Genomic DNA, 25322 nt, shown 5'->3' with positions numbered 1-25322 from the left:
GTTCTCGTAACTGGGTTTCGGCCCCATCGCAATCAACGAACAGGCCTTATGGTTCCCTTTCTGCGCATCCTTGGCATCGAGACGAGCTGTGACGAGACCGCCGCGGCGATCGTCGAGCGCGATGCGGAGGGGCATTCCAGAATACTCTCCGACGTGGTGCTTTCCCAGCTCGACGAGCACAGCGCCTATGGCGGCGTCGTGCCGGAGATCGCCGCGCGCGCCCATGTCGAGGCGCTGGACGAGCTGATCGAGGCGGCGCTGAAGCGCGCCAATGTGTCGCTGGCCGACGTCGATGCCATCGCCGCCACGTCGGGGCCGGGGCTGATCGGCGGGCTGCTGGTGGGATTGATGACCGGCAAGGCGATCGCGAAGGCCGCCGGCAAGCCGCTCTATGCGGTCAATCATCTCGAAGGCCATGCGCTGACGGCGCGGCTGACCGACGGGCTTTCCTTTCCCTATCTGATGCTGCTCGTCTCCGGCGGTCATACCCAGCTCATCCTGGTGCGCGGCGTCGGAGATTACGACCGCTGGGGCACGACGATCGACGATGCGCTCGGCGAAGCCTTCGACAAGACGGCGAAACTGCTCGGCCTGCCCTATCCCGGCGGCCCGGCAGTGGAACGCATGGCGCGGGAGGGCAATGCCGGCCGCTTCGATTTTCCGCGGCCGTTGGTCGGTGAGGCAAGGCTCGACTTCTCCTTCTCCGGTCTGAAGACGGCCGTGCGGCAGGCGGCACAGGAGATCGCGCCGCTCAGCGATCAGGACGTGGCGGATATCTGCGCTTCGTTCCAGCGGGCGATCTCACGGACGCTGAAGGACCGCATCGGCCGCGGCCTGCAGCGGTTCAAGGCGGAATTTTCGCCCACCGCAGAAAAGCCGGCGCTGGTCGTTGCCGGCGGTGTCGCCGCCAATCTCGAACTGCGGGCTACATTGCAGGGGCTTTGCGACAAGAACGGCTTCCGCTTCATCGCGCCGCCGCTGAGCCTCTGCACCGACAATGCGGTGATGATCGCCTGGGCAGGCCTGGAGCGGATGGCGATAGGTATTGCGCCCGATCCGCTCGACGTGCAGCCGCGCTCGCGCTGGCCGCTCGATGCTAATGCCGAAAGGCTGATCGGCTTTGGAAAGAGAGGAGCCAAGGCATGAGCGAAAAAATCGCCGTCATCGGATCGGGCGCTTTCGGAACGGCGCTTGCCGCCGTCATCGCCCTTGCCGGCCGCAGCGCGGTGATACTCGTCGGACGCAATCCGTCATTGATGGCCGATCTCAAGGCCGACCGTCTGCATGATGCCGTGCTGCCCGGCATTGCCCTGCCGGAATCACTCGAATTTTCCGCCGAGGCGGAGGCGATCGCCGGCGCCTCCATCGTGCTTTTTGCGATGCCGTCGCAGGCGCAGGCCGATGCGGCGCGCCAATATGGCCCGTATCTGTCGAAGGATGCCATTGTCGTCACCTGCGCCAAGGGCATCGAGCGGGCGACGGGCAATCTGTTGACCGACATGCTGGAGCGGGAGTTGCCGGACCATCCGGTGGCGGTGCTCTCCGGCCCCGGTTTTGCCGCCGACATCGCCAAAGGCCTGCCGACGGCGATGGCGATCGCGGCGGCGGATATGGAGACTGCCGAGCGGCTCGCCCAGGCGATATCGGGCCGGACCTTCCGGCTCTACGCCTCCAGCGACCGCATCGGCGTGCAGCTCGGCGGTGCCCTGAAGAATGTGCTGGCGATCGCCTGCGGCATCGTCGAGGGCCGCGGCATAGGCGAATCCGCCCGCGCTGCGTTAATTGCCCGTGGCCTTGCGGAAATGTCGCGCTTCGTCGTCGCCAAAGGCGGCCAGACGGATACGGTGCGCGGGCTCTCCGGCCTCGGCGATCTGGTGCTGACGGCGACCAGCCATCAATCGCGCAACCTGCGCTTCGGCATCGCGCTCGGGCGCGACGAAAAGGCCGACCCGCTGCAGGGCGCGCTGGTGGAAGGTGCGCTCGCCGCCTCGGTCGCCTCGCGGCTTGCCGCGGAGCTTTCGATCAGCATGCCGATCACCGACGCTGTTTCCGCCATCATCGACGGCAGGCTCGATATTTCGGACGCCATCGAGCAGTTGATGACGCGTCCCATCACCACCGAATAGGAGAACAGACATGCTTTTCGCCCTGCTCTGCAAGGACAAGCCGGGACATTTGGACGTCCGCATGGAGACGCGGCCGACGCATCTTGCTTATCTCGACAAGCTCAATGCAGAAGGCAAGCTCTCGATGGCCGGTCCGTTCCTCGACGACGAAGGCAAGGCCTGCGGCAGTCTGGTGCTCGTCAAGGCGGAGACTGCGCAGGAGGCAAAGACGCTCGCCGATGCCGACCCCTACACCCAGGCCGGGCTTTTCGAAAGCGTTGAGATCAAGCCCTTCAACTGGGTCTTCAACAAGCCGGAGGCTTAAAGCATGGCGCATTGGCTCTATAAGTCCGAACCTGCCTCCTGGTCCTGGGAGCAGCAGAAGGCCGCCGGCGAAAAAGGCACGGAATGGACGGGCGTGCGAAATTATCTGGCGCGCAACAATATGCGGGCGATGCAGATCGGCGACAAGGGGTTCTTCTATCACTCCAATGACGGGCTGGAGATCGTCGGCATCGTCGAAGTCTGTGCACTGTCGCATCCCGATTCTACCGCCAAGGGCGATCCGAAGTGGGATTGCGTCGACATCCGCGCCGTCATGGACATGCCGAAGCCGGTGACGCTGAAGGACATCAAGGCGAGCGAGAAGCTTGCCAAGATGTCGCTCGTCACCTCCATGCGCCTTTCCGTGCAGCCGGTGACCGACGAAGAGTGGGCCGAAGTCTGCCGCATGGGCGGGCTCGACAATCCGCCGCGCTGACGACCTTTGAAAACCGATCCCGAAGCCTTCATCCGGGCCAATACCAGTCTGATGGCGCCGCCGCATGTGCCGGAGATTTCACTTCATCTGGCAAGCGAGGCGCATGAGCTCTGGCTGAAAACGGAAGAGGAGTTGGAAGCCATCGGCCTGCCGCCGCCTTTCTGGGCTTTTGCCTGGGCGGGCGGGCAGGGATTGGCGCGCTACATCCTCGATCATCCGGACATGGTGCGCGACAAGCGCGTGCTGGATTTTGCCAGCGGCTCCGGCCTCGTCGGCATTGCAGCTGTCATGGCCGGTGCGCGTGAGGCGACGGCCGCCGATATCGACCCCTGGGCGGAAACGGCGATCCGGCTGAACGCCAAGGCAAACGGCGTTTCTCTCAGATTTACCGGCGCCGATCTGATCGGACAGGATATCGACGCCGATATTGTGCTTGCCGGCGACGTCTTCTACGACCGTGCCTTCGCCAGCGCGCTCGTTCCCTGGCTGATGAGGCTGACGGGGGAAGGCATATCGGTTCTGGTCGGCGATCCCGGGAGAAGTTATCTGCCACGGGAACAGCTGGAATTCTGTGCGACTTATCAGGTGCCGGTGACGCGGGCGCTGGAGGATAGCGAAATCAAGAAGACGACGGTCTGGCGCTTCAGCTCAAGATCTTAGGGCCGGATCACGCAGACATTGGCCTCGTAGCTGCAGGGATCGTCCTGGACGGCGACGTCGATGACCTTCGCTTTCGGCGCCTGGGAGGCGAGCCGCGAGGCCGGATAATACCCGTAGCCGTTGCCGCCGACATAAGTCCCGCCATTGATCTGATAGGCGTAGGAGCCGGCATAGGTGTCGCCGCTGCCGCCACCCGGCGGCTGCGGTGCGAAGATGACCAGGCTGCTGCGGGCGACGCGATTTGTCGCCGGAGATGAAAACTGCTTCAGGAACGGCATCCGCTCCCTGCCATGTCGGCGAATATAGGCGCTTTCGAAACTGATGCCGCGATCGCGCCAGCCGAGACGTTGGCCGAGAAACAAGCCGTTGTGCAAGGCGTGGCGGTGGCCATGGAAACGATGATCGGCGAAGCGATGGTCGAAACGGCGCTCGCCGGCGGAGGCAGGCAAGGCGACAAGCGCGGCGAGTGCAAGCAAGGCGACTGCAGATGGACTGCGAAACATGGATGCCGGCCTCCGAAATTCCCGATCGTTAACAAATCGTTAATGTCAGACTGCGCCAAAAGCCGTGGCTTGTCCATGTGCATGGGAAGAACGGCATGAATATTGAGCCGAAAGACGAGTTTTCGTTGGCGGTTCCGCTTTTCGCCGAAGCGCAGAACCGCTCTAACCTTTTGTTCTTACGCAATTCCGGGTGAAAAACCGCGTCGCAGCTTTTCTGGAGCTGCTCCCGCCCGCAAACTTCCCGGTAACCCGAATCGATTAAATTAAAAGCAGACAGCGATTGTGCTTGTCGTCGGGCTTTCCGGTGAGTAAACGTCGCAATTGATGCAACGCACACAGAGAATTTTGTCATTCGTGTGGTTGACTGAGCATGCTCCGAAATCCGGGAGCGCAGAGAAGCCGCCGCGAGGTTCTGATGGCGAACGTGACAAATAACCGGCCCTTGTCGCCGCATTTGCAAGTCTACAAACTAATTCCCACCATGGTCATGTCCATCGTCCACCGCATTACGGGTGGGGCGCTCTATGTCGGCACGCTGCTCGTCGCCTGGTGGCTGATCGCGGCGGCAAGCGGCCAGAGTTCCTACGACTGGGCCAACTGGGTGCTCGGCAGCCTTCTCGGCAAGCTCGTGCTGCTCGGCTACACCTGGGCATTGCTGCACCACATGCTCGGCGGTTTCCGCCACCTCATGTGGGATCTCGGCTACGGCTTCGAGAAAGAAGTCTCGACGAAGCTTGCCATCGCCAACATCATCGGGTCGCTCTGTCTGACCGTGCTGGTCTGGGTGATCGCCTTCCTCATTCGCTTCTGAAGGTCCTCTCATGGATATGCGCACCCCACTCGGCAAGGTTCGCGGGCTCGGCTCCGCCAAGGAAGGCACGAGCCATTTCTGGCGTCAGCGGCTGACCGCCGTCTCCAACATTCCGTTGATCCTCTTCTTCGTCATCTTCATGATCGCCTATGCCGGCGCACCCTATGCGGAGGTGGTTCGCGCGCTGTCGAACCCGTTTGTCGCCGTTGTCATGGGGCTGATGGTGATATCGGGCGTCATCCATATGAAACTCGGCATGCAGGTTATCATCGAGGATTACGTGCATGGCGAGTTCGGCAAGATCGCTCTCTTGATGCTGAATACCTTCTTCGCGATCGTCATCGCCGGCCTCTGTCTCTTCGCCATTCTGAAAATCGCATTCGTAGGATAAGCTCGATATGGCACCGACTTCACCCGCCCAGAATGGCAAGGCCTACAATTATGTCGACCACTCCTATGACGTGATCGTCGTCGGCGCCGGCGGCGCCGGGCTGCGCGCCACGCTCGGCATGGCCGAGCAGGGTTTCCGCACCGCCTGCATCACCAAGGTGTTCCCGACCCGCTCGCACACGGTTGCGGCGCAGGGCGGCATCGCCGCGTCGCTGCGCAACATGACGCCTGACAGCTGGCAATGGCACCTCTACGACACCGTCAAAGGCTCCGACTGGCTCGGCGACGTCGACGCCATGCAGTATCTGACCATGGAGGCGCCGAAGGCGGTCTATGAGCTCGAACATTACGGCGTGCCGTTCTCCCGCAACGAGGAAGGCAAGATCTACCAGCGCCCGTTCGGCGGCCACATGCAGAATTACGGCGAAGGCCCGCCGGTGCAGCGCACCTGCGCCGTTGCCGACCGCACCGGTCACGCCATCCTGCACACGCTGTACGGCCAGTCGCTGCGCCACAACGCCGAATTCTTCATTGAATATTTTGCGCTCGACCTGATCATGTCGGAGGACGGGAGCCGTTGCACCGGCGTCGTCGCCTGGTGTCTCGATGATGGCACGATCCATCGCTTCTCTGCCAAGATGGTGGTGCTGGCGACCGGCGGCTACGGCCGCGCCTATTTCTCGGCGACCTCGGCCCATACCTGCACCGGCGACGGCGGCGGCATGGTGGCGCGCGCCGGCCTGCCGCTGCAGGACATGGAATTCGTCCAGTTCCATCCGACCGGCATCTACGGTTCGGGCTGTCTGATCACCGAAGGTGCGCGCGGCGAAGGCGGCTACCTCGTCAATTCCGAGGGCGAGCGCTTCATGGAGCGTTATGCGCCGTCGGCCAAGGACCTTGCCTCGCGCGACGTTGTATCGCGCTGCATGACGCTGGAGATCCGCGAAGGCCGCGGCGTCGGCAAGAACAAGGATCACATCTTCCTGCATCTCGACCACCTCGACCCGGCCGTTCTGCATGAGCGGCTGCCAGGGATTTCCGAGAGCGCCAAGATCTTTGCCGGCGTCGACGTCACGCGCGAGCCGATCCCGGTTCTACCGACCGTCCATTACAATATGGGCGGCATTCCGACGAATTATTGGGGCGAAGTGCTGAACGCCGACGGCGCCAATCCGGAGCGGATCATCCCCGGCCTGATGGCTGTGGGCGAAGCCGGCTGCGCCTCGGTGCACGGCGCCAACCGCCTCGGCTCCAACTCGCTGATCGACCTCGTGGTCTTCGGCCGTGCCGCCGCGATCCGCGCCGGCGAGGTGATCGACCGCGCAGCGCCGGTCCCGCATCTCAACGTTACGGCCTGCGACAAGATCATGGACCGCTTCGACGGTCTGCGCCACGCCAGCGGCGGCACGCCCACGGCTGTGCTGCGCGAGAAGATGCAGCGCGCCATGCAGGAAGACGCCGCCGTCTTCCGCACGCAGGAATCGCTGGAATCCGGTTGCCGGCGCATTTCGGCGATCTGGCAGGAAATGCGTGACATCAAGGTCACGGACCGGTCGATGGTCTGGAACTCGGATCTGGTGGAAACGCTGGAGCTGCAGAACCTGATGGCCAACGCCATCACGACGATCTACGGCGCCGAGGCCCGCAAGGAGAGCCGCGGTTCGCACGCCCGCGAGGATTACACCGAGGGCGCCTTCGCCGGCCGCGACGACGTCAACTGGCGCAAGCATACGCTTGCCTGGGTCAACGAGGCAGGCGACGTCAAGCTCGATTACCGCCCGGTTCACACCGAGCTGATCGCGGAAGGCATCGATCCGCACAAGATCGAGCCGAAAGCTCGCGTATACTGATTTCAAGAGGAACCTAATATGGTTGAACTCGCTCTCCCCAAGAATTCTCAGATGCGCGAAGGCAAGGTCTGGCCGAAGCCGGCGGGTGCGACAAACATCCGCGAATTCCGCGTCTACCGCTGGAGCCCGGATGACGGCCAGAACCCGTCGATCGACACTTTTTACATCGATGTCGACGACTGTGGTCCGATGGTGCTCGACGGCCTGCTCTACATCAAGAACAAGATCGACCCGACGCTGACGCTGCGCCGGTCATGTCGCGAAGGCATCTGCGGCTCCTGCGCGATGAATATCGACGGCACCAACACGCTGGCCTGCACCAAGGGCCTCGATGATATCAAGGGCGCGGTGAAGATCTATCCGCTGCCGCATTTGCCCGTCGTCAAGGATCTGGTGCCTGACCTCACCAACTTCTACGCCCAGCATCGTTCGATCGAACCCTGGCTGAAGACTGTGTCGCCCGCGCCGGCCAAGGAGTGGAAGCAGAGCCATGAGGACCGGCAGAAGCTCGACGGCCTGTATGAATGCATTCTGTGCGCCTGCTGTTCGACATCCTGTCCGAGCTACTGGTGGAATGGCGACCGCTATCTCGGTCCGGCCGTTCTGCTGCAGGCCTATCGCTGGCTGATCGATTCCAGAGACGAGGCGACCGGCGAGCGTCTCGACAATCTCGAGGATCCGTTCCGCCTCTATCGCTGCCACACGATCATGAACTGTGCGCAGACCTGCCCCAAGGGCCTCAACCCGGCCAAGGCGATCGCCGAAATCAAGAAGATGATGGTCGAGCGCCGGGTTTGACCGGCGCGCATGCCGATCATGCGATGGACGGCTTCGATCCGAAGCCGTCGCGGCTGCGATGCGATCTTTCCAGGACATTGCGGGAGTTCGGCAGGGATCCTTGCCGAGATGAACCGCACAACACCTTGCTGACAAATTCCATGTGCAGGAAGTTTTGCAGCGGGACAGTTGAACTGTATCGTGTTTCGATTAGGCGTTGTCACGGGCAATTTATGCAGTCCGACTTGATTAACCAAAGCGAATTACGGTAATCGAACTTGTCTCACGCCCTTTTCTCTGCGGCGACAGCCGAATTCAGGAGTATGATGATGCAGTTGCGATATGCGGTGACAGGTTTGGTAGTGACTCTCGCGCTAGCCGGTTGTCAGCCTACGGCATATGATTACAGCTCCAACTCTCCCAGTGCCGCGCCGGCGCCACTGACGGCGCAGCCAGTTCCTTCCGTTCAAGGCGGGCAGCTTCCGCCCCCGAGCGGCAGCTCGCAGTTCCCGGCCGCGCCGGCGTCGGCTTCGTCGATGCCGGGTGCGCAGCCGGCTGTTGCGGCGAATGCGCTCGACGTCACGAAGGAATCGATGGTCGGAAGCTGGCGCGTCAACGGCAGCTGCGACATGTTCCTGACGCTCACCAATCTCGGCAGCGGTTCGCGCGGCGGTACGCGCGGCTGCGTCGGCGAGCTGACGGCGATGGGTTCTTGGGAGGTCGCCGGCAAGCAGGTTCTGCTCAAGGACCGCTCGGGCAACGCGATCGGCAGCGTCTACAAGACAGCCGACAATCGCTTCCAGGGCCAGACGAATACAGGTCAGCCGATCAGCCTCAGCCGGTAAAGGAACCGGCGCGGTAACCGATCCGGCGGTGCCCCGCCGATGACCGACAGGCGGACATGCCCTCATGCAGCCAATGCCAGATTATGCGCTCAGCGTCTGCGAACAGCTTAAAACGCTGACGCTTTCCGGTGCCTTGCAAGTCGATTCCGCCCAGATGGAAGTGGCCAAAAGCCTGGATCGGGTGCTCGCTGGCTTGAAGCAGCAACGACCGGCGGCGAAATCGAGCGCGCTCGGTTGGCTGTTTGCCTCAAAGAAGAAGGCCGCAGGCGGCATCAAGGGGCTTTATATCCACGGCAGCGTCGGACGCGGCAAGACCATGCTGATGGACATGTTCTTCTCGATGGCGCCGTGCCGGAAGAAGCGGCGGGCGCATTTCCATGAATTCATGGCGGATGTGCACAACCGTATCGCGGCGCACCGGCTGAAACTCAAGAACGGTGAGACGAAGCACGCTGATCCGATGCCGCCGGTCGCCGCAGCCCTTTACGAGGAAGCAGAACTGCTCTGCTTCGATGAATTCACCGTCACCGACATTGCCGATGCGATGATCCTGTCGCGGCTGTTTTCCGAACTCTTCGCGCGGGGATGCGTTCTGGTCGCGACGTCGAATGTCGAGCCGGACAATCTCTACAAGGACGGTCTCAACCGCGGCCTGTTCCTGCCCTTCGTCGCGCTGCTCAGGCAGCATGTCGATGTCGTCACGCTGGATTCGCCGACCGATTACCGGATGGAGAAGCTCAACAGCCAGCCGGTCTATCTGGTACCGATCAACGAACATAACGACATGGCGATGGAGGCGTCCTGGACGCAGGCGCTGCATGGGCGCAAGGCGCAGCCACTCGATATTCCGATGAAGGGGCGCGCCATCCATGTGCCGCTCGCCGCCGACCGCATGGCGCGGTTCTCTTTCGCCGATCTTTGCGAGAAGCCGCTCGGTGCTGCCGACTTCCTGGCAATCGCCAAACGCTTCGATATCGTCTTCGTCGATCACGTTCCCCTGCTCGGACCAGAAAAACGGAACCAGATCAAGCGACTCATCATTCTTGTCGATACGTTCTACGATCATGCCGTACGGCTTTATATATCGGCGGCGGCGATGCCGGAGGACCTGCTCGTCGGTCGCAGGGGCACCGAGGGCTTCGAATTCGCCCGCACGGCGTCGCGTCTCTTTGAAATGCGCAGCGCTGAGTATCTTGCGCTGCACCATGACAAACGCGCCGCCGAATAACGACCAAGTGACGAATTGGCTTACGTTTACGTAAGAACTTTAGTATCTAAACGATTGAAAACGCTACATCAAAATTAATGGATTGCCATTTTTGGGCTTTGGGTCTATGCGAGTTCGTCATTGAGCGGTGCCTAAGCGTCGTTCGACGAATTTGATCGCAAAGGAAACAGCGAAATGGCGCGTAACAAGATCGCACTCATTGGTTCTGGCATGATTGGTGGCACGCTGGCGCATCTCGCCGGCCTGAAGGAGCTGGGCGATATCGTCCTCTTCGACATCGCTGACGGCATTCCCCAGGGCAAGGGCCTCGATATCGCACAGTCCTCCCCGGTCGAAGGTTTCGACGCCAATCTGACCGGCGCCAGCGATTATTCCGCCATCGAAGGCGCTGACGTCTGCATCGTCACCGCCGGCGTTCCGCGCAAGCCGGGCATGAGCCGCGACGATCTTCTCGGCATCAACCTCAAGGTCATGGAGCAGGTCGGCGCCGGCATCAAGAAGTATGCGCCCAACGCCTTCGTCATTTGCATCACCAACCCGCTCGACGCCATGGTCTGGGCGCTGCAGAAGTTTTCCGGCCTTCCGGCCAACAAGGTGGTCGGCATGGCCGGCGTTCTCGACTCTTCGCGTTTTCGCCTCTTCCTCGCCAAGGAATTCAACGTCTCCGTTCAGGACGTGACGGCCTTCGTTCTTGGCGGCCACGGCGACACAATGGTGCCGCTCGCCCGCTACTCGACGGTCGGCGGCATTCCGCTCACCGATCTCGTCAACATGGGCTGGGTCACCAAGGAGCGCCTGGAAGAGATCATCCAGCGCACCCGTGACGGCGGCGCCGAAATTGTCGGCCTGCTGAAGACCGGCTCGGCCTATTACGCGCCGGCCGCCTCGGCGATCGAGATGGCCGAGTCCTACCTCAAGGACAAGAAGCGCGTTCTGCCCTGCGCTGCCCATCTCACCGGGCAGTACGGCGTCAAGGACATGTATGTCGGCGTTCCCACCGTCATCGGCGCCGGCGGCGTCGAGCGCGTCATCGAGATCGACCTCAACAAGACCGAGAAGGAAGCCTTCGACAAGTCCGTCGGCGCCGTCGCCGGTCTTTGCGAAGCCTGCATCAACATCGCGCCTGCCCTCAAGTAATCGGCGCCGAAGTCATCGAAACAGGGATAAACCCATGAACATTCATGAATATCAAGCCAAGGCTCTGCTGAAGGGCTATGGCGCACCGGTTGCCGAGGGTGTGGCTGTCCTCAAGGTCGAAGAGGCCGAGGCTGCCGCCAAGTCGCTTCCCGGCCCGCTCTATGTGGTCAAGAGCCAGATCCATGCCGGCGGCCGCGGCAAGGGCAAATTCAAGGAACTGTCGCCGGAAGCCAAAGGCGGCGTGCGTCTCGCCAAGTCGATCGACGAAGTGGTCGCTCACGCAAAGGAAATGCTAGGCAACACGCTGGTGACGGCGCAGACGGGCGAAGCCGGCAAGCAGGTTAACCGTCTGTATATCGAGGACGGCGCCGACATCGCTCGCGAGCTTTATTGCTCGCTGCTGGTCGACCGCTCGGTCGGCCGCGTGGCCTTCGTCGTTTCCACCGAAGGCGGCATGGACATCGAAGCTGTCGCCCATGACACGCCCGAAAAAATCCAGACGATCGCCATCGATCCGGAAGCCGGTGTGACGGCTGCCGACGTCGCAGCGATCTCCAAGGCGCTGGCGCTCGAGGGCGCCGCTGCACAAGACGCCAAGTCACTCTTCCCGGCGCTCTACAAGGCCTTCAACGAGAAGGACATGGCGCTGCTCGAGGTCAATCCGCTGATCGTCATGAAGGATGGCCATCTGCGCGTTCTCGACGCCAAAATGTCGTTCGACGGCAACGCGCTCTTCCGCCACGACGACGTCAGGACGCTGCGCGACGAGACCGAAGAGGACGCCAAGGAAATCGAGGCTTCCAAGTGGGACCTCGCCTATGTCGCGCTCGATGGCAATATCGGTTGCATGGTCAACGGCGCAGGCCTTGCCATGGCGACGATGGACATCATCAAGCTCTACGGCAAGGAGCCGGCCAACTTCTGCGACGTCGGCGGCGGCGCCGGCAAGGAGAAGGTCGCTGCGGCCTTCAAGATCATCACTGCCGATCCCAAGGTCGAGGGCATTCTCGTCAACATCTTCGGCGGCATCATGAAGTGCGATGTCATTGCCGAGGGCGTCATTGCCGCGGTCAAGGAAGTCGGCCTCAAGGTTCCGCTTGTCGTGCGCCTTGAAGGCACGAATGTCGAGCTCGGCAAGAAGATCCTGAACGAGTCGGGTCTCGCGATCACCGCGGCCGACGACTTGGACGATGCGGCCAAGAAGATTGTCGCGGCGATCAACGGCTGAGAACCATCATGGCCTTCCAGTCCACACCATCCGCCGCTCATTTCCGCCTCAGCGCCTTTGCCGGCGCCTGGGAAGGAGAGGAGCATGTGGCGGCGTCGGCGTGGACGAGTGAAGGCAAGGCCAGCGCCGCGCTTTCCGGCGAGGCGCTGTTCGGCGGGTTCTTCCTGGAGCAGCACTATCGCCAGATGCGTGAGGGCGCGGTCTCTTTCGAAGCCCGCAATGTCTTCGGCTTCGATGGTTCGGATCAGGCTTACAAGCTTTACCAGTTCGATAGCGCCGGTTTTGCTCCGCCTTCGCCAGCTTCCGGCGAATGGAATGGCAATGAACTCGTGCTGACGAAGACTTCGCCGCGCGGCAGACAGCGCACTGCATTCACATTCGAAAATGAAGACTGCTACCGGATGGGCGTCAGCTTTTCGCCTGCAGGCAGCGATACTTGGCAGGAGGTGGTCAGCGGCATCTATCGTCGCGCCGCCCTCACGTCTTCCAACCTCTCCTAAACAAAGGCCTCGCATGTCCATTCTCGTTAACAAAGACACCAAGGTTCTCGTTCAGGGCCTGACCGGTAAGACCGGGACCTTCCACACCGAACAGGCGCTTGCCTATTACGGCACCCAGATGGTCGGCGGTATCCACCCGAAGAAGGGTGGAGAAACCTGGACCGGCTCAAAGGGCGAAAGCCTGCCGATCTTCGCCACCGTCGCCGAAGGCAAGGAAAAGACCGGCGCCGACGCGACCGTCATCTATGTTCCGCCGGCCGGTGCGGCTGACGCCATCATCGAGGCGATCGACGCCGAAATCCCGTTCATCACCTGCATCACCGAGGGCATACCCGTCATGGACATGGTGCGCGTCAAGGCGCGCCTCGACCGCTCCAAGTCGCGCCTGCTTGGCCCCAACTGCCCTGGTATTCTGACGCCGGAAGAATGCAAAATCGGCATCATGCCGGGTTCGATCTTCCGCAAGGGTTCGGTCGGCATCGTCTCCCGTTCGGGCACGCTGACCTATGAAGCGGTGTTCCAGACCTCCAACGAAGGCCTTGGCCAGACGACGGCCGTCGGCATCGGCGGCGACCCGGTGAAGGGCACCGAGTTCATCGACGTCTTGGAAATGTTCCTCGCCGACGAAGCCACCCAGTCGATCATCATGATCGGTGAAATCGGCGGCTCGGCAGAAGAAGACGCTGCGCAGTACCTCAAGGACGAAGCCAAGAAGGGCCGCAAGAAGCCGATGGCCGGCTTCATTGCCGGCCGCACGGCGCCGAAGGGCCGCACCATGGGCCATGCCGGCGCCGTGGTATCCGGCGGCAAGGGCGATGCGGAATCGAAGATCGCAGCGATGGAATCGGCGGGCATTCGCGTCTCGCCGTCTCCGGCCCGCCTCGGCAAGACCTTGGTTGAAGTCCTCAAGGGCTAAGCCAGCCATATAGACCGGGCGGAAGAACGGCATCTGCGTTTCCGCCCGGTGTGACAGCACGAGACCAGCAGATGCGCCGCGGACAGGCGGCAATCGGAATGCGGCAGCCGGTGACGAAGCCGGCAAATTCATCAAAGTCAGGAGGCGGACGGAAGCGTCCGCATATCACCATGGCACGGCAAGAAGCCAACGAGCAGTTTCAGATCACCTCGTTTCTGGATGGCGCCAACGCGGCCTATATCGAGCAGCTTTATGCGCGCTACGAAGAGGATCCCGCATCGGTCGACGACCAGTGGCGCGCCTTCTTCAAGGCACTGGAAGACGATCCTGTCGATGTGAAGAAGGCGGCCAAGGGAGCCTCCTGGCGCAAGAAGAACTGGCCGCTGCCGGCCGGCGGCGATCTGGTGTCGGCACTCGACGGCAATTGGGGCATCGTCGAGAAGGCGATCGAAACCAAGGTGAAGGCGAAGGCCGAAGCCGCAGGCAAGCCCACTGATACCACCGACGTGCTGCAGGCGACCCGCGATTCTGTGCGCGCCATCATGATGATCCGCGCCTATCGCATGCGCGGCCATCTGCACGCCAAGCTCGATCCGCTCGGCATCGCCGCTGCCGTCGACGACTATCGTGAGCTGTCGCCGGAAAATTACGGCTTCACCGCCGCCGATTACGATCGCAAGATCTTCATCGACAACGTGCTCGGCCTGGAATACGCAACCATCCGCGAGATGATCGAAATCCTCGAGCGCACCTACTGCTCGACGCTCGGCGTCGAATTCATGCATATCTCCAATCCCGAGGAGAAAGCCTGGATCCAGGAGCGCATCGAAGGGCCCGACAAGGGCGTGGCCTTCTCGGCCGAAGGCAAGAAGGCGATCCTTGCCAAGCTCATCGAGGCCGAAGGGTACGAGCAGTTCCTCGACGTCAAGTTCAAGGGCACCAAGCGCTTCGGTCTCGACGGCGGCGAATCGCTGATCCCGGCGCTCGAACAAATCCTGAAGCGCGGCGGCCATCTCGGGCTCAAGGAAGCGGTGTTCGGCATGGCCCATCGCGGCCGCCTGAACGTGCTCTCCCAGGTGATGGGCAAGCCGCATCGCGCCATCTTCCACGAGTTCAAGGGCGGTTCCTATGCGCCCGACGAAGTAGAAGGTTCCGGCGACGTGAAGTACCATCTGGGCGCTTCCTCCGACCGCGAATTCGACGGCAACAAGGTGCACGTCTCGCTGACGGCAAATCCGTCGCATCTCGAAATCGTCGACCCTGTCGTCATGGGCAAGGCTCGCGCCAAGCAGGACATGAGCGCTACTGTATGGGAAGGCGATATCATTCCGCTGTCTGAGCGCTCCAAGGTGCTGCCGCTGCTGATCCACGGCGATGCGGCCTTCGCCGGCCAGGGCGTCATTGCCGAAATTCTCGGTCTCTCCGGCCTGCGCGGCCACCGCGTCGCCGGCACCATGCACGTCATCATCAACAACCAGATCGGCTTCACCACGAACCCGGCCTTTTCGCGCTCGTCGCCCTATCCGTCGGACGTCGCCAAGATGATCGAGGCACCGATCCTGCACGTCAACGGTGATGATCCGGAAGCCGTGGTCTACGCCGCCAAGGTGGCGACCGAATTCCGCATGAAGTTCCACAAGCCGGTTGTGGTCGATATGTTCTGCTATCGCCGCTACGGCCATAACGAAGGCGATGAGCCGTCCTTCACCCAGCCGAAGATGTACAAGGTCATCCGCGGCCACAAGACGGTGCTGCAGCTTTATGCAGAGCGTCTGGTTCGTGAGGGCCTGCTTACGGATGGTGAAGTCGAAAAGATGAAGGCCGACTGGCGCGCCCATCTTGAGCAGGAGTTCGAGGCCGGCCAGCACTACAAGCCGAACAAGGCCGACTGGCTGGACGGCGAGTGGTCGGGCCTGCGCACCGCCGACAATGCCGACGAGCAGCGCCGCGGCAAGACCGCCGTGCCGATGAAGACGCTGAAGGAGATCGGCCGCAAGCTGTCCGAGATTCCGGCCGGATTCAATGCGCATCGCACGATCCAGCGCTTCATGGAAAACCGCGCCAACATGATAGCCACCGGCGAAGGCCTCGACTGGGCGATGGCCGAAGCACTGGCCTTCGGTTCGCTCTGCCTGGAAGGCCATAAGATTCGCCTGTCGGGTCAGGATTGCGAACGCGGCACCTTCTCGCAGCGTCATTCGGTTCTCTATGATCAGGAGACGGAAGAGCGCTACATTCCGCTCGCCAACCTGTCGCCGACGCAGGCCCGCTACGAAGTCATCAACTCGATGCTATCAGAAGAGGCCGTGCTCGGCTTCGAATATGGCTACTCGTTGGCCCGCCCGAATGCGCTGACCCTCTGGGAAGCCCAGTTCGGCGACTTCGCCAACGGGGCGCAGGTCGTCTTCGACCAGTTCATCTCGTCGGGCGAACGCAAGTGGCTGCGCATGTCGGGCCTCGTCTGCCTGCTGCCGCACGGCTATGAAGGACAGGGGCCGGAGCACTCCTCGGCTCGCTTGGAGCGCTTCCTGCAGCTTTGCGCAGAAGACAACATGCAGGTTGCCAATGTCACGACTCCGGCGAACTACTTCCACATCCTGCGCCGGCAGCTGAAGCGCGACTTCCGCAAGCCGCTGATCCTGATGACGCCGAAGTCGCTGCTTCGCCACAAGCGGGCAGTCTCGACGCTGGCCGAGCTGGCCGGCGAATCGGCCTTCCATCGCCTGCTCTGGGACGATGCGGAAGTGATCAAGGACGGCCCGATCAAGTTGCAGAAGGACAACAAGATCCGCCGCGTCGTCATGTGCTCCGGCAAGGTCTATTACGATCTTCTCGAAGAGCGCGAAAAGCGCGGTATCGACGATATCTACCTGTTGCGCGTCGAACAGCTTTATCCGTTCCCGGCAAAGGCGCTCATCAACGAGTTGTCGCGCTTCCGCAACGCCGAAATGGTGTGGTGCCAGGAAGAGCCGAAAAACATGGGCGCTTGGTCGTTCATCGACCCCTTCCTCGAATGGGTGCTTGCCCATATCGATGCGAAGTACCAGCGCGTCCGCTATACCGGCCGTCCGGCCGCCGCTTCGCCGGCGACCGGCCTGATGTCGAAGCATCTGTCACAGCTCGCCGCATTCCTCGAGGATGCCTTGGGCGGTTAAATCAAGGGGGCGCAATGGCTTATTTCTTTTTGAGACTGCTGCCGCCGCGCCCCACTTTCCCGCATGACGGGAGCGGGGAGGAAATGGCGGCGATGAAACGCCACGTCGAATACTGGCATCGGAATGCGCTTGCGGGATCGGCGATCGTCGTCGGTCCCGTGTTCGAAGGTGAAGGCGCCTTCGGCATGGCGGTCGTCGAAGTCGAGGATCACGCGGCCGCGCTGGCTCTTGCCGACGGCGACCCGATCATCGCTTCCGGTTTCGGTTTCCGTTTCGATGTCCTGCCGATGCCCTCAATAATCTTGCGGCCGCCCGCCGTCTGAAACGCTTAAAAACGAACACACACGAAATCAGGATCTGAACAATGGCCACAGAAATCCGCGTTCCAACTCTCGGTGAATCCGTCAGCGAGGCAACCGTCGGCACCTGGTTCAAGAAGGTCGGCGACGCCATCAAGGCCGACGAGCCGATTCTCGAGCTTGAAACCGACAAGGTGACCATCGAAGTTCCGGCACCCGTCTCCGGCACGCTTTTGGAAATCGTCGCTGCCGCCGGCGAAACCGTCGGTCTCGGCGCGCTGCTCGGCCAGATCGCCGAAGGTGCCGTCGCTGCCGCCGCGCCGGCAGCTGCTGCACCGGCCGCCGCTCCTGCCCAGCCAGCTGCGGCTGCTCCTGCTCAGCCGGCACCGATCGCCGCTGCGGCTGCATCCTCGTCGAGCGCTTCCGTTTCCACCATGCCGCCGGCCCCGGCGGCTGCAAAGATGCTGGCCGAGAGCAATCTCTCCGCCGGTCAGGTCGACGGCAGCGGCAAGCGCGGCCAGGTGCTGAAGGGCGATGTCATTGCCGCCGTCGCCAAGGGTATTTCCGCTCCCGCAGCCGCCCCGGCGGCAGCACCCGCCGCTGCGCGGGGCCCGTCGACGGTCGAGGATGCCTCGCGCGAAGAGCGCGTGAAGATGACGCGCCTGCGCCAGACGATCGCCAAGCGCCTCAAGGACGCGCAGAATACCGCCGCCATGCTCACCACCTATAACGAGGTGGACATGAAGGCAGTCATGGACCTGCGCAACAAGTACAAGGACATTTTCGAGAAGAAGCACGGCGTCAAGCTTGGCTTCATGGGCTTCTTCACCAAGGCGGTAACGCATGCGCTGAAGGAATTGCCGGCGGTCAATGCCGAGATCGACGGCACCGATGTCATCTACAAGAACTACTGCCATGTCGGCATGGCCGTCGGCACCGACAAGGGTCTCGTCGTTCCTGTCATCCGCGATGCCGACCAGATGTCGATCGCCGAAATCGAGAAAGACCTCGGCCGACTTGCCAAGGCAGCCCGTGACGGCTCGCTCTCCATGGCCGATATGCAGGGTGGCACCTTCACCATCACCAACGGTGGGGTTTACGGCTCGCTGATGTCCTCGCCGATCCTCAACGCACCGCAGTCCGGCATTCTCGGCATGCACAAGATCCAGGAACGGCCGGTTGCAATCGGCGGCCAGGTGGTCATCCGTCCGATGATGTATCTGGCGCTTTCATATGATCACCGCATCGTTGACGGCAAGGAAGCGGTCACCTTCCTCGTGCGCGTCAAGGAAAGCCTGGAAGATCCGGAACGGCTGGTTCTCGATCTCTAAGGAGCTTTTTCATGCGGAACCGGATCATGCGAGCGGCGCGCCTTGTTCTTTGCGCTGCCGCCGCGCATGCTCCGGTTTCTGCATCGGCGGCTGGCTTAGATATCAGCAAGGCCAGCAGCAATTTCGAGCTGGTGACGCTCGGTGACGCCGAGCTTTCCGAACGTTCGATCGGCGTGATCCACATGGGCAATGTCGAGCTGACCTCGGGGCGCATCGTCGCCGCCGATCCGCTCGCCCAGCCCGATCGGCCGGCACTCGCCAGGAGGGTTGCACCGGGCGACTATCCGGTGACGCTCTACCAGGCCTTCGGGCGGATCGCTGCCGCCGGCATGCGGTTTGCCGAGGGCAAGCCGGATCATTGGGAGCTTGCCGTTCTGCCCGGGCAAGACGTAGCGACGCTGAAGGACGGTGAGATCTTCGGCTACCCCGTCGACGCCGGTCTCGGCTGCTATATGGATGCCGATACGCTGGCGTTGATCGAAGAGCGCGAAGCGCAGGTCCAAGCGCAGAAGCCGGACGCCGACATCAATTATTACGACGACGTGCTGGCTTCGGACCTCGATGCCAACAAGGGCCATTATGCACTGCACCGTCCGATGGCCGGCAAGAAGGGTAATGTCGCCGTGTTCTGGAGCGGCTGGGGCGATGGTTTCTATCCCGTCTTCTGGGGCCTCGACAAGGATGGCCGCCCGCTGGCGCTGTTGACGGATTTCGGTTTGATCGAGAATGCCGACGGACGGCGAGAGCCGAAGGTGCAATGAGCGGGACGATCGGGATCATGGCAGGACGGAAGGGCGTGGCTGCGATTGCAGCCGCGGTATTTTTCGTCATTCCGGTTGCCGCGTTCGCTATCGATTGCAAACAGGAGCAGGCCGTCTACACCGACCGTGACGGCGCCTATGAACTGCGCTTCGCGCCGCTGAATTCTCCTTCGGCTGCCGCCAGCAACCAGTTCAAGGTGAGCGCGCTCAAGACATCCGTCGTCATGGAAGGCTATGTCATGCCGTCGGAGGATCCGGTCCGCGCCATCGGCATCCTGATGTTCAACTGTCCTGAGGGCGATGTGACCGGCGCCGATCTCGACGCCTGCACGGTTTGGCAGGGCGCCGTCTACGGCATGGATGCCAAGGGCGAGATGGATAATCTGCAGCCGGAAGGCGCTGCGGCCGCCGAAAAGCTTGTGCTCCCCGGGCTTGGTCCCGCCATTCGCGAATCCAGCGCCTGGGGTGAGGGCAAAGCTTCGGTGGCGCCGTGGGATGTGCTGACATTCAAGGAGTGTGCGACATGAGCGATACACCTGTTGTTCTCGTGACCGGCGGAAGCCGGGGCATCGGCGCGGCCGTCTGCCGCCTTGCCGCGCGTCAGGGCTGGCGCGTCGCGGTCAATTACGCCGCCAACCGGCAAGCGGCGGATGCCGTCGTTGCGGCGATCACAGAAAGCGGCGGCGAGGCCGTGGCGATCCCGGGCGATGTCGGCAAGGCCGCGGATATCGCCGCAATGTTCACCGCGGTCGATGGTCATTTCGGCCGGCTCGACGGACTGGTCAACAATGCCGGCATCGTCGACTATCCGCAGCGGGTCGACGAGATGTCGGTCGAGCGGATCGAGCGCATGCTGCGCGTCAATGTGACCGGCTCGATACTCTGCGCCGCTGAGGCCGTGCGCCGCATGTCGCGCCGATATAGTGGGCAGGGCGGGGCCATCGTCAACCTCTCCTCGATGGCGGCAGTCCTCGGTTCGGCGACGCAGTATGTCGATTATGCGGCATCGAAAGCGGCGATCGACACCTTCACCATCGGACTTGCGCGCGAGGTCGCCGCGGAAGGGATTCGCGTCAATGCCGTCAGGCCCGGCATCATCGAAACCGATCTCCATGCATCCGGTGGGTTGCCGGACCGGGCGCGCGAAATGGCGCCATCGGTCCCGATGCAGCGGGCCGGCATGCCGGAGGAGGTGGCGGACGCAATCCTCTATCTGCTTTCACCATCGGCGTCCTATGTCACCGGATCGATCCTCAATGTGAGCGGCGGCCGTTAGGACAGGGCGAAAACACCATGACTTACATCATCGAATTCCTTGGTCTGATGGCCGTCTTCTCGATCTTCATCGTCGCGCCGGGCGCCGATTTCGCTGTCATCCTGCGCCAGAGCATCGTGCATGGGCGTCGCGCCGCCATAATGACCGGGCTCGGCATGGGCATCTCGCTGCTCTTTCATATCAGCTACACGATCCTTGGCCTCGGTCTGATCGTCTCCAAGTCGCTGATGCTGTTTGCAGCAATCAAATGGGCGGGTGTCGCCTATCTCGTCTATCTCGGCATCAAGTCGTTCCGCGAACCTGGATTCAAGGTGCAGGAGATCGACGTCACGGCCGAAGACCGCAAGTCGGCCCCAATGCTGACATGCCTCGGCATGGGATTCATCACCAACGCGCTGAACCCGAAGCCGGTGCTGTTCTTCCTGTCCTTGTTTTCGACGCTCGTCCATCACGACACGCCCGCACTGATCCAGTTCTCCTACGGCATCGGCATGGCGACGGCGCTGGTCGCCTGGTTTGCCGGCGTTTCCTATTTCTTCACGGTCAAGACGATCCGTGACCGCTTCATCGCCAGCGGCAAATGGTTCAACCGCATCACCGGAGCGGCACTCGTCGGCTTCGGCTTCCGCCTCGCGCTGTCGCGCGCAGCCGACTAATTGAAAAATCCAAAGGGAAAGAAGCAATGTCTTACGATGTGATCGTTATCGGAACCGGCCCGGGCGGCTATGTCTGCGCCGTCAAGGCAGCCCAACTCGGCCTCAAGGTCGCCGTCGTCGAAAAGCGCGCGACCTATGGCGGCACCTGCCTGAACGTCGGTTGCATCCCGTCGAAGGCGCTACTGCATGCCTCCGAAATGTTCCATCAGGCCGGCCACGGCATGAGCGCGCTCGGCATCGACATTCCGGCGCCGACGCTCAACCTCGCTAATATGATGGCGCACAAGGATGCGACGGTGAAGGCAAATGTCGACGGCGTCGCCTTCCTCTTCAAGAAGAACAAGATCGATGCCTTCCAGGGCACCGGCAAGATCGTCTCGGCCGGCAAGGTTGCCGTCACCGCCGAGGATGGCCAGGTGCAGGAGATCGAGGGCAAGAACATTGTCATCGCCACCGGCTCGGATGTCGCTGGCATTCCCGGCGTGCAGGTGGAGATCGATGAAAAGACCGTCATTTCCTCCACCGGCGGCATCGCGCTGGAAAAGGTGCCGGAAACGCTGATCGTCGTCGGCGGCGGTGTCATCGGCCTCGAGCTGGGCTCGGTCTGGGCACGCCTTGGTGCCAAGGTCACGGTCGTCGAATATCTCGACACCATCCTCGGCGGCATGGACGGCGAGGTCTCCAAACAGTTCCAGCGCATGCTTGCCAAGCAGGGCATCGATTTCCATCTCGGCGCCAAAGTCACCGGCGTTGAAAAGGGCGGCACGGGCGCCAAGGTCACCTTCGAACCAGTCAAGGGCGGAGATAAGGTGACGCTCGACGCCGAGATCGTTTTGATCGCGACCGGCCGCAAGCCTTATACGGCAGGTCTCGGCCTCGAAGGGGCCGGCGTTGCGCTCGACAATCGTGGCCGTGTCGAGATCGACGGTCGCTTCAAGACCAATGTCGCAGGCATCTATGCGATCGGCGATGTGGTCAAGGGTCCGATGCTGGCGCACAAGGCGGAAGACGAGGGCGTGGCGCTTGCCGAAATCCTCGCCGGGCAGCATGGCCATGTGAACTATGATGTCATTCCGAGCGTTGTCTACACGCAGCCCGAGATCGCCTCGGTCGGCAAGACCGAGGAAGAGCTGAAGGCGGCGGGTATTGCCTACAAGGTCGGCAAGTTCCCGTTCACTGCGAACGGCCGCGCCCGCGCGATGCTGGCGACCGACGGCTTCGTCAAGATCCTCGCCGACAAGGAAACCGACCGCGTGCTTGGCGGCCATATCGTCGGCTTCGGCGCCGGCGAGATGATCCACGAGATTGCCGTGCTGATGGAGTTCGGCGGTTCGTCGGAAGATCTCGGCCGCAGCTGCCACGCGCATCCGACGATGTCGGAAGCGGTCAAGGAAGCTGCGCTCGCGACCTTCTTCAAGCCGATCCACATGTAATCTTGATCGTCACAAAGCAAACAGCCGCTTGCTGCGAGGCAGGCGGCTGTTTTGGTTCTATTACGGCGCCCGACAAGCTGGCCGCGACAGGCGGAGGGAGGTTCAGTCGAAAAAGCCCGCATCCTCTTCCCTGAGATATCTCCCGGCCGCTTCAGCGTCGATGTCGAGACCCAGCCCGGGTGCTTCCAGTAGGTCCACCATGCTGTCCTTCACGATCTGCGGCGGCAAACCGATAACCAGATCCTCCCACCAGGGGTCCGAAGCAGTCGGATATTCGAACGCGACGTAATTCGCCGGCAATGTCGCGCAGACATTGATCAACGCACCGAGGCCGAGCAGGCCGTTGGCCGTGCCGTGCGGTGCCATCAGGATCGAGTGCATGTAGGCGTGTTCGGCGACCCATTTGAGCTCGGCAATGCCGCCAATATCGGCTGGATCGGGGCCGATGACGCGGACTGCCTGTGTCTCGATCAGTTCCTTGAAATTGTGCCTGAGGTAGATCTGCTCACCAGTGTGGATTGGCGTCGAGGTGGAGGTCGTCAGCTCCCGATAGGCCTGCGGATTGACCCACGGCACGTAGTCGCCAGTCAGCATGTCCTCGAGCCACATCAAGTTGTACTTCTCGACGGCGCGAGCGAACCTGATCGCATCCGGCAGCATCCAGCCCGGGCCGCAGTCGAGCGCCAGGCTGACCCTGTCGCCCAGCACTTCCTTCATCGCGATCACGCAGTCGAGCATGTGGTTGAAACCGCGCTCGCTGATCACGCCCTGATCCATGGCACCGTGATAGCCGGCCTTCTTCTGGGTCACGCCGTAGTGGAAACCCTCGATGGTGTCCTTCATGTTGGAATGGAAGGAGATGCCCTGCTTGATCATGAAGAAGTTCTGCGGCTGCTCCATCATCCATTTGACGTCAGCGGCGTAATCTTCCGGCCGGTCGCCGGTTCGCTTCTGGCGGACCGAGCCGTTGTAGACGCGCACCTTGTCCCGCACCTTGCCGCCGAGGAGTTTATAGACGGGCACGCCCGCGGCCTTGCCGGCAATATCCCAAAGCGCATGCTCGATCGCGCTCACCGCCGCGCCATACGGCTTGAAAGAGCCGCGTTGGCGGATCTTCAGCATCACTCTCTCGACGTCGGTCGGGTCCTCGCCGATCAGCGCCTCGCGGAAATGCAGCACAAAGGGCTTGAGGTAGGATTTGGTGAATTCGACTTCGCCCAGGCCATAAAGGCCCTCGTCGGTAGCGATGCGGACGATCGGGTGTCTGCCGATAACGGCACAGCGCAGGTCGGTGATCTTCATCTTAGGTCCGTCCGTTCAACTCCAGGTGCGATCCCAGGAATACTCATCGTCCCAATGATCCGTAGGCTGCCAGATGCCGGCAACGCCCGGCTGCAGATGCTGCGAGATCACCTCGTCGACCACGTCGTCAATCCCGAGGCCAGGCTTGTCCGGAACAGTGATAAAGCCGTCCTTTACCAGCGGCTTGGGAAGGCCGGTGACAATATCGTCCCACCAGTCCACGTCAGCGGAATGGTATTCGAGCGCCATGAAGTTTTCGGTCGCCGTCGCGACGTGTGCGGCGGCCATCGCGGCGATTGGGCTTTCTGCCATGTGTATGGCCATGGCGACACCATGGTCCTGCGCCATGTCGCCGATCTTCTTGGTCTCGAGGATGCCTCCGGTGGTGAGCAGGTCCGGGTGGATCACGGAGACGCCGCCGCTCTTGAGCAGAGGCTCGAAGCCCTCCTTGAGGTATATGTCCTCGCCGGTGCAGATTGGCACAGTCGTGGAGTCCTGCAGTTGCCGGTACTGCTCGGTGTACTGCCATGGGATGACATCCTCGAGCCAGGCCGGCACGTATTTTTCAATTCGCCTGGCAAAGCGAATGCCATTCTGCATTGAGATATGGCCGATGTGGTCGATCGCCAGCGGCACATCCATGCCGATGACCTCACGGACCTCGGCGATGTATTGCTCAAGCAGATCGAGGCCCTTGTCTGAAAAGTGCAGGCCGGTAAACGGGTGCGGCACGTTATGCAGATCGTACGCAGCGTTGCGCATACGCCGCTCATCTATGGTTTTCAGCGGCCCCCGAACGGGAACGTTTCGGTATCCTTCGAGTGAACCGGCAGGAAAGACGACCGCACCGGGCACATCGGCGATCTGCATCAAACCCAGATCCATCTTGAGGAAGGTGAAGCCGAGCTCCATGCGCTGCTTGAGGCGCTTGCCCGTTGCGGTGCCGCTCGCCACCGCTGCGTCGGTATCGCAATAGACGCGCACTTTCTCTCGAAAACGGCCGCCGAGCATCTGGTAGACGGGGACGCCATAGGCCTTTCCGGCAAGATCCCACAAGGCGATTTCAACCGCCGATACGCCGCCGCCTTGCCGGCCGTGGCCACCGAACTGCTTGATCCGGCGAAACAGGCGGTCGATGTCGCAAGGGTTCTCGCCAAGCAACCGGCTCTTCAGCATCAGCGCGTAGGTGGCGCTGGCACCATCGCGCACTTCCCCAAGCCCGATGATGCCCTGGTTCGTGTAAATCTTCAGCAGCACCGAGGCGAACGGCGCTCCGGTGATTTCGGCCACCCGCATGTCGGTGATGCGAAGGTCTGACGGCTTGGAATGCGTGTTCACCCGATTGAGCGCCTCGTCGGCTCCGTATGCTTCGGGCATGATTTATCCTCGCTTCGGTGGG

At 62.0% G+C, this 25322-nt stretch carries 26 protein-coding genes; 23 read left to right on the top strand and 3 right to left on the bottom strand.

Annotated features, from left to right (window positions below):
* The first annotated feature begins 48 nt into the window (after positions 1-48).
* The 5 genes from tsaD to GGI60_RS17835 are packed head-to-tail and all read left to right on the top strand — an operon-like array spanning position 49 to position 3525.
* Positions 49-1146, top strand: coding sequence for a tRNA (adenosine(37)-N6)-threonylcarbamoyltransferase complex transferase subunit TsaD (tsaD, locus tag GGI60_RS17855; protein ID WP_183917327.1), 1098 nt, complete (start codon positions 49-51; stop codon positions 1144-1146).
* Entirely contained in the window at positions 1143-2126 is a 984-nt protein-coding gene (locus tag GGI60_RS17850; protein WP_183917325.1) for an NAD(P)H-dependent glycerol-3-phosphate dehydrogenase, read from the top strand. Before tsaD ends, GGI60_RS17850 begins: the two co-directional genes overlap by 4 nt.
* 10 nt (positions 2127-2136) lie before the next feature.
* Entirely contained in the window at positions 2137-2430 is a 294-nt protein-coding gene (locus GGI60_RS17845) for a YciI-like protein (protein ID WP_183917323.1), read from the top strand.
* A gap of 3 nt (positions 2431-2433) precedes the next feature.
* The gene (locus tag GGI60_RS17840; protein ID WP_183917321.1) at positions 2434-2865 is read left to right on the top strand and encodes an EVE domain-containing protein; all 432 of its coding nucleotides are present in this window, start codon (positions 2434-2436) and stop codon (positions 2863-2865) included.
* A gap of 6 nt (positions 2866-2871) precedes the next feature.
* Positions 2872-3525 (top strand): class I SAM-dependent methyltransferase, encoded by a 654-nt coding sequence (locus GGI60_RS17835; RefSeq protein WP_183917319.1) that lies wholly within the window; start codon positions 2872-2874, stop codon positions 3523-3525.
* On the opposite strand, the gene GGI60_RS17830 is transcribed toward GGI60_RS17835, so the two are convergent.
* Positions 3522-4028, bottom strand: a complete 507-nt coding sequence (locus GGI60_RS17830) for a hypothetical protein (protein WP_183917318.1) — start codon at positions 4026-4028, stop codon at positions 3522-3524. The two genes, GGI60_RS17835 and GGI60_RS17830, sit on opposite strands and share 4 nt — an antisense overlap.
* Before the next feature lie 415 nt (positions 4029-4443).
* Here GGI60_RS17830 and sdhC point away from each other — a divergent pair, with 415 nt between their 5' ends.
* From sdhC to lpdA, 18 genes are all read left to right on the top strand, one after another.
* Positions 4444-4839: a succinate dehydrogenase, cytochrome b556 subunit gene (gene sdhC, locus GGI60_RS17825; RefSeq protein ID WP_183917317.1), complete on the top strand. Its 396-nt coding sequence runs from the start codon at positions 4444-4446 to the stop codon at positions 4837-4839.
* Between the two features lie 10 nt (positions 4840-4849).
* On the top strand, positions 4850-5230 hold the full coding sequence (sdhD, locus tag GGI60_RS17820; protein WP_183917316.1) for a succinate dehydrogenase, hydrophobic membrane anchor protein: 381 nt from the start codon (positions 4850-4852) through the stop codon (positions 5228-5230).
* Between the two features lie 7 nt (positions 5231-5237).
* Positions 5238-7079 (top strand): succinate dehydrogenase flavoprotein subunit, encoded by a 1842-nt coding sequence (sdhA, locus tag GGI60_RS17815; protein WP_183917315.1) that lies wholly within the window; start codon positions 5238-5240, stop codon positions 7077-7079.
* Between the two features lie 18 nt (positions 7080-7097).
* A complete protein-coding gene (locus tag GGI60_RS17810) occupies positions 7098-7877 on the top strand; it encodes a succinate dehydrogenase iron-sulfur subunit (protein ID WP_183917314.1) in 780 nt (259 codons plus the stop codon).
* A gap of 308 nt (positions 7878-8185) precedes the next feature.
* Positions 8186-8701: a protease inhibitor Inh/omp19 family protein gene (locus GGI60_RS17805; protein WP_183917313.1), complete on the top strand. Its 516-nt coding sequence runs from the start codon at positions 8186-8188 to the stop codon at positions 8699-8701.
* Between the two features lie 64 nt (positions 8702-8765).
* Positions 8766-9929, top strand: coding sequence for a cell division protein ZapE (gene zapE, locus GGI60_RS17800; protein ID WP_183917311.1), 1164 nt, complete (start codon positions 8766-8768; stop codon positions 9927-9929).
* A 174-nt stretch (positions 9930-10103) separates the two neighbouring features.
* Positions 10104-11066, top strand: coding sequence for a malate dehydrogenase (gene mdh, locus GGI60_RS17795; RefSeq protein ID WP_183917308.1), 963 nt, complete (start codon positions 10104-10106; stop codon positions 11064-11066).
* Positions 11067-11100: 34 nt separating this feature from the next.
* Complete coding sequence (gene sucC / locus GGI60_RS17790) at positions 11101-12294, top strand: ADP-forming succinate--CoA ligase subunit beta (RefSeq protein ID WP_183917306.1); 1194 nt, start codon at positions 11101-11103, stop codon at positions 12292-12294.
* 8 nt (positions 12295-12302) lie between these two features.
* Positions 12303-12794 carry a DUF1579 family protein gene (locus GGI60_RS17785; protein WP_183917304.1) on the top strand — a complete coding sequence of 164 codons (492 nt, stop codon included), beginning with the start codon at positions 12303-12305 and terminating at the stop codon, positions 12792-12794.
* Positions 12795-12807: 13 nt separating this feature from the next.
* A complete protein-coding gene (gene sucD, locus GGI60_RS17780; RefSeq protein WP_183917302.1) occupies positions 12808-13710 on the top strand; it encodes a succinate--CoA ligase subunit alpha in 903 nt (300 codons plus the stop codon).
* A gap of 170 nt (positions 13711-13880) precedes the next feature.
* Positions 13881-16865 (top strand): 2-oxoglutarate dehydrogenase E1 component, encoded by a 2985-nt coding sequence (locus GGI60_RS17775; protein WP_183917300.1) that lies wholly within the window; start codon positions 13881-13883, stop codon positions 16863-16865.
* Positions 16866-16879: 14 nt separating this feature from the next.
* On the top strand, positions 16880-17188 hold the full coding sequence (locus tag GGI60_RS17770; protein WP_183917298.1) for a YciI family protein: 309 nt from the start codon (positions 16880-16882) through the stop codon (positions 17186-17188).
* 41 nt (positions 17189-17229) lie between these two features.
* On the top strand, positions 17230-18495 hold the full coding sequence (gene odhB / locus GGI60_RS17765) for a 2-oxoglutarate dehydrogenase complex dihydrolipoyllysine-residue succinyltransferase (protein ID WP_183917296.1): 1266 nt from the start codon (positions 17230-17232) through the stop codon (positions 18493-18495).
* A gap of 11 nt (positions 18496-18506) precedes the next feature.
* Complete coding sequence (locus tag GGI60_RS17760) at positions 18507-19256, top strand: DUF4241 domain-containing protein (protein WP_183917295.1); 750 nt, start codon at positions 18507-18509, stop codon at positions 19254-19256.
* Complete coding sequence (locus GGI60_RS17755; protein WP_183917293.1) at positions 19253-19783, top strand: hypothetical protein; 531 nt, start codon at positions 19253-19255, stop codon at positions 19781-19783. Before GGI60_RS17760 ends, GGI60_RS17755 begins: the two co-directional genes overlap by 4 nt.
* The gene (locus tag GGI60_RS17750; RefSeq protein ID WP_183917291.1) at positions 19780-20532 is read left to right on the top strand and encodes an SDR family oxidoreductase; all 753 of its coding nucleotides are present in this window, start codon (positions 19780-19782) and stop codon (positions 20530-20532) included. The genes GGI60_RS17755 and GGI60_RS17750 overlap by 4 nt, the downstream gene beginning before the upstream one ends.
* A 17-nt stretch (positions 20533-20549) precedes the next feature.
* Positions 20550-21188 (top strand): LysE family transporter, encoded by a 639-nt coding sequence (locus GGI60_RS17745; RefSeq protein WP_183917289.1) that lies wholly within the window; start codon positions 20550-20552, stop codon positions 21186-21188.
* A 26-nt stretch (positions 21189-21214) separates the two neighbouring features.
* Positions 21215-22621, top strand: a complete 1407-nt coding sequence (gene lpdA / locus GGI60_RS17740; protein WP_183917287.1) for a dihydrolipoyl dehydrogenase — start codon at positions 21215-21217, stop codon at positions 22619-22621.
* Between the two features lie 102 nt (positions 22622-22723).
* Here lpdA and GGI60_RS17735 read toward each other — a convergent pair whose 3' ends face one another.
* Both GGI60_RS17735 and GGI60_RS17730 read right to left on the bottom strand, forming a co-directional pair.
* Positions 22724-23923, bottom strand: a complete 1200-nt coding sequence (locus tag GGI60_RS17735) for a mandelate racemase/muconate lactonizing enzyme family protein (RefSeq protein ID WP_183917285.1) — start codon at positions 23921-23923, stop codon at positions 22724-22726.
* A gap of 15 nt (positions 23924-23938) precedes the next feature.
* Positions 23939-25300, bottom strand: a complete 1362-nt coding sequence (locus GGI60_RS17730) for a mandelate racemase/muconate lactonizing enzyme family protein (protein ID WP_183917283.1) — start codon at positions 25298-25300, stop codon at positions 23939-23941.
* Positions 25301-25322: the final 22 nt, after the last annotated feature.

This window comes from Rhizobium lentis (assembly GCF_014200175.1).
Lineage (GTDB): Bacteria > Pseudomonadota > Alphaproteobacteria > Rhizobiales > Rhizobiaceae > Rhizobium > Rhizobium mulingense.
The sequence above is the reverse complement of the archived record's forward strand: the minus strand, read 5'-3'. Positions and strand labels throughout refer to the sequence as shown.

Bases quoted from the DNA above. Each gene is read 5' to 3' on its own strand.
- GGI60_RS17755 (WP_183917293.1), top strand. From the start codon at position 19,253: ATGAGCGGGACGATCGGGATCATGGCAGGACGGAAGGGCGTGGCTGCG.
- mdh (WP_183917308.1), top strand. From the start codon at position 10,104: ATGGCGCGTAACAAGATCGCACTCATTGGTTCTGGCATGATTGGTGGC.
- GGI60_RS17840 (WP_183917321.1), top strand. From the start codon at position 2,434: ATGGCGCATTGGCTCTATAAGTCCGAACCTGCCTCCTGGTCCTGGGAG.
- sucC (WP_183917306.1), top strand. From the start codon at position 11,101: ATGAACATTCATGAATATCAAGCCAAGGCTCTGCTGAAGGGCTATGGC.
- sdhC (WP_183917317.1), top strand. From the start codon at position 4,444: ATGGCGAACGTGACAAATAACCGGCCCTTGTCGCCGCATTTGCAAGTC.
- GGI60_RS17760 (WP_183917295.1), top strand. From the start codon at position 18,507: ATGCGGAACCGGATCATGCGAGCGGCGCGCCTTGTTCTTTGCGCTGCC.
- GGI60_RS17745 (WP_183917289.1), top strand. From the start codon at position 20,550: ATGACTTACATCATCGAATTCCTTGGTCTGATGGCCGTCTTCTCGATC.
- odhB (WP_183917296.1), top strand. From the start codon at position 17,230: ATGGCCACAGAAATCCGCGTTCCAACTCTCGGTGAATCCGTCAGCGAG.
- sdhA (WP_183917315.1), top strand. From the start codon at position 5,238: ATGGCACCGACTTCACCCGCCCAGAATGGCAAGGCCTACAATTATGTC.
- GGI60_RS17730 (WP_183917283.1), bottom strand. From the start codon at position 25,300: ATGCCCGAAGCATACGGAGCCGACGAGGCGCTCAATCGGGTGAACACG.
- GGI60_RS17830 (WP_183917318.1), bottom strand. From the start codon at position 4,028: ATGTTTCGCAGTCCATCTGCAGTCGCCTTGCTTGCACTCGCCGCGCTT.
- tsaD (WP_183917327.1), top strand. From the start codon at position 49: ATGGTTCCCTTTCTGCGCATCCTTGGCATCGAGACGAGCTGTGACGAG.
- GGI60_RS17845 (WP_183917323.1), top strand. From the start codon at position 2,137: ATGCTTTTCGCCCTGCTCTGCAAGGACAAGCCGGGACATTTGGACGTC.
- GGI60_RS17850 (WP_183917325.1), top strand. From the start codon at position 1,143: ATGAGCGAAAAAATCGCCGTCATCGGATCGGGCGCTTTCGGAACGGCG.
- GGI60_RS17785 (WP_183917304.1), top strand. From the start codon at position 12,303: ATGGCCTTCCAGTCCACACCATCCGCCGCTCATTTCCGCCTCAGCGCC.
- lpdA (WP_183917287.1), top strand. From the start codon at position 21,215: ATGTCTTACGATGTGATCGTTATCGGAACCGGCCCGGGCGGCTATGTC.
- GGI60_RS17810 (WP_183917314.1), top strand. From the start codon at position 7,098: ATGGTTGAACTCGCTCTCCCCAAGAATTCTCAGATGCGCGAAGGCAAG.
- GGI60_RS17775 (WP_183917300.1), top strand. From the start codon at position 13,881: ATGGCACGGCAAGAAGCCAACGAGCAGTTTCAGATCACCTCGTTTCTG.
- zapE (WP_183917311.1), top strand. From the start codon at position 8,766: ATGCAGCCAATGCCAGATTATGCGCTCAGCGTCTGCGAACAGCTTAAA.
- GGI60_RS17770 (WP_183917298.1), top strand. From the start codon at position 16,880: ATGGCTTATTTCTTTTTGAGACTGCTGCCGCCGCGCCCCACTTTCCCG.
- GGI60_RS17750 (WP_183917291.1), top strand. From the start codon at position 19,780: ATGAGCGATACACCTGTTGTTCTCGTGACCGGCGGAAGCCGGGGCATC.
- sdhD (WP_183917316.1), top strand. From the start codon at position 4,850: ATGGATATGCGCACCCCACTCGGCAAGGTTCGCGGGCTCGGCTCCGCC.
- sucD (WP_183917302.1), top strand. From the start codon at position 12,808: ATGTCCATTCTCGTTAACAAAGACACCAAGGTTCTCGTTCAGGGCCTG.
- GGI60_RS17805 (WP_183917313.1), top strand. From the start codon at position 8,186: ATGCAGTTGCGATATGCGGTGACAGGTTTGGTAGTGACTCTCGCGCTA.
- GGI60_RS17735 (WP_183917285.1), bottom strand. From the start codon at position 23,923: ATGAAGATCACCGACCTGCGCTGTGCCGTTATCGGCAGACACCCGATC.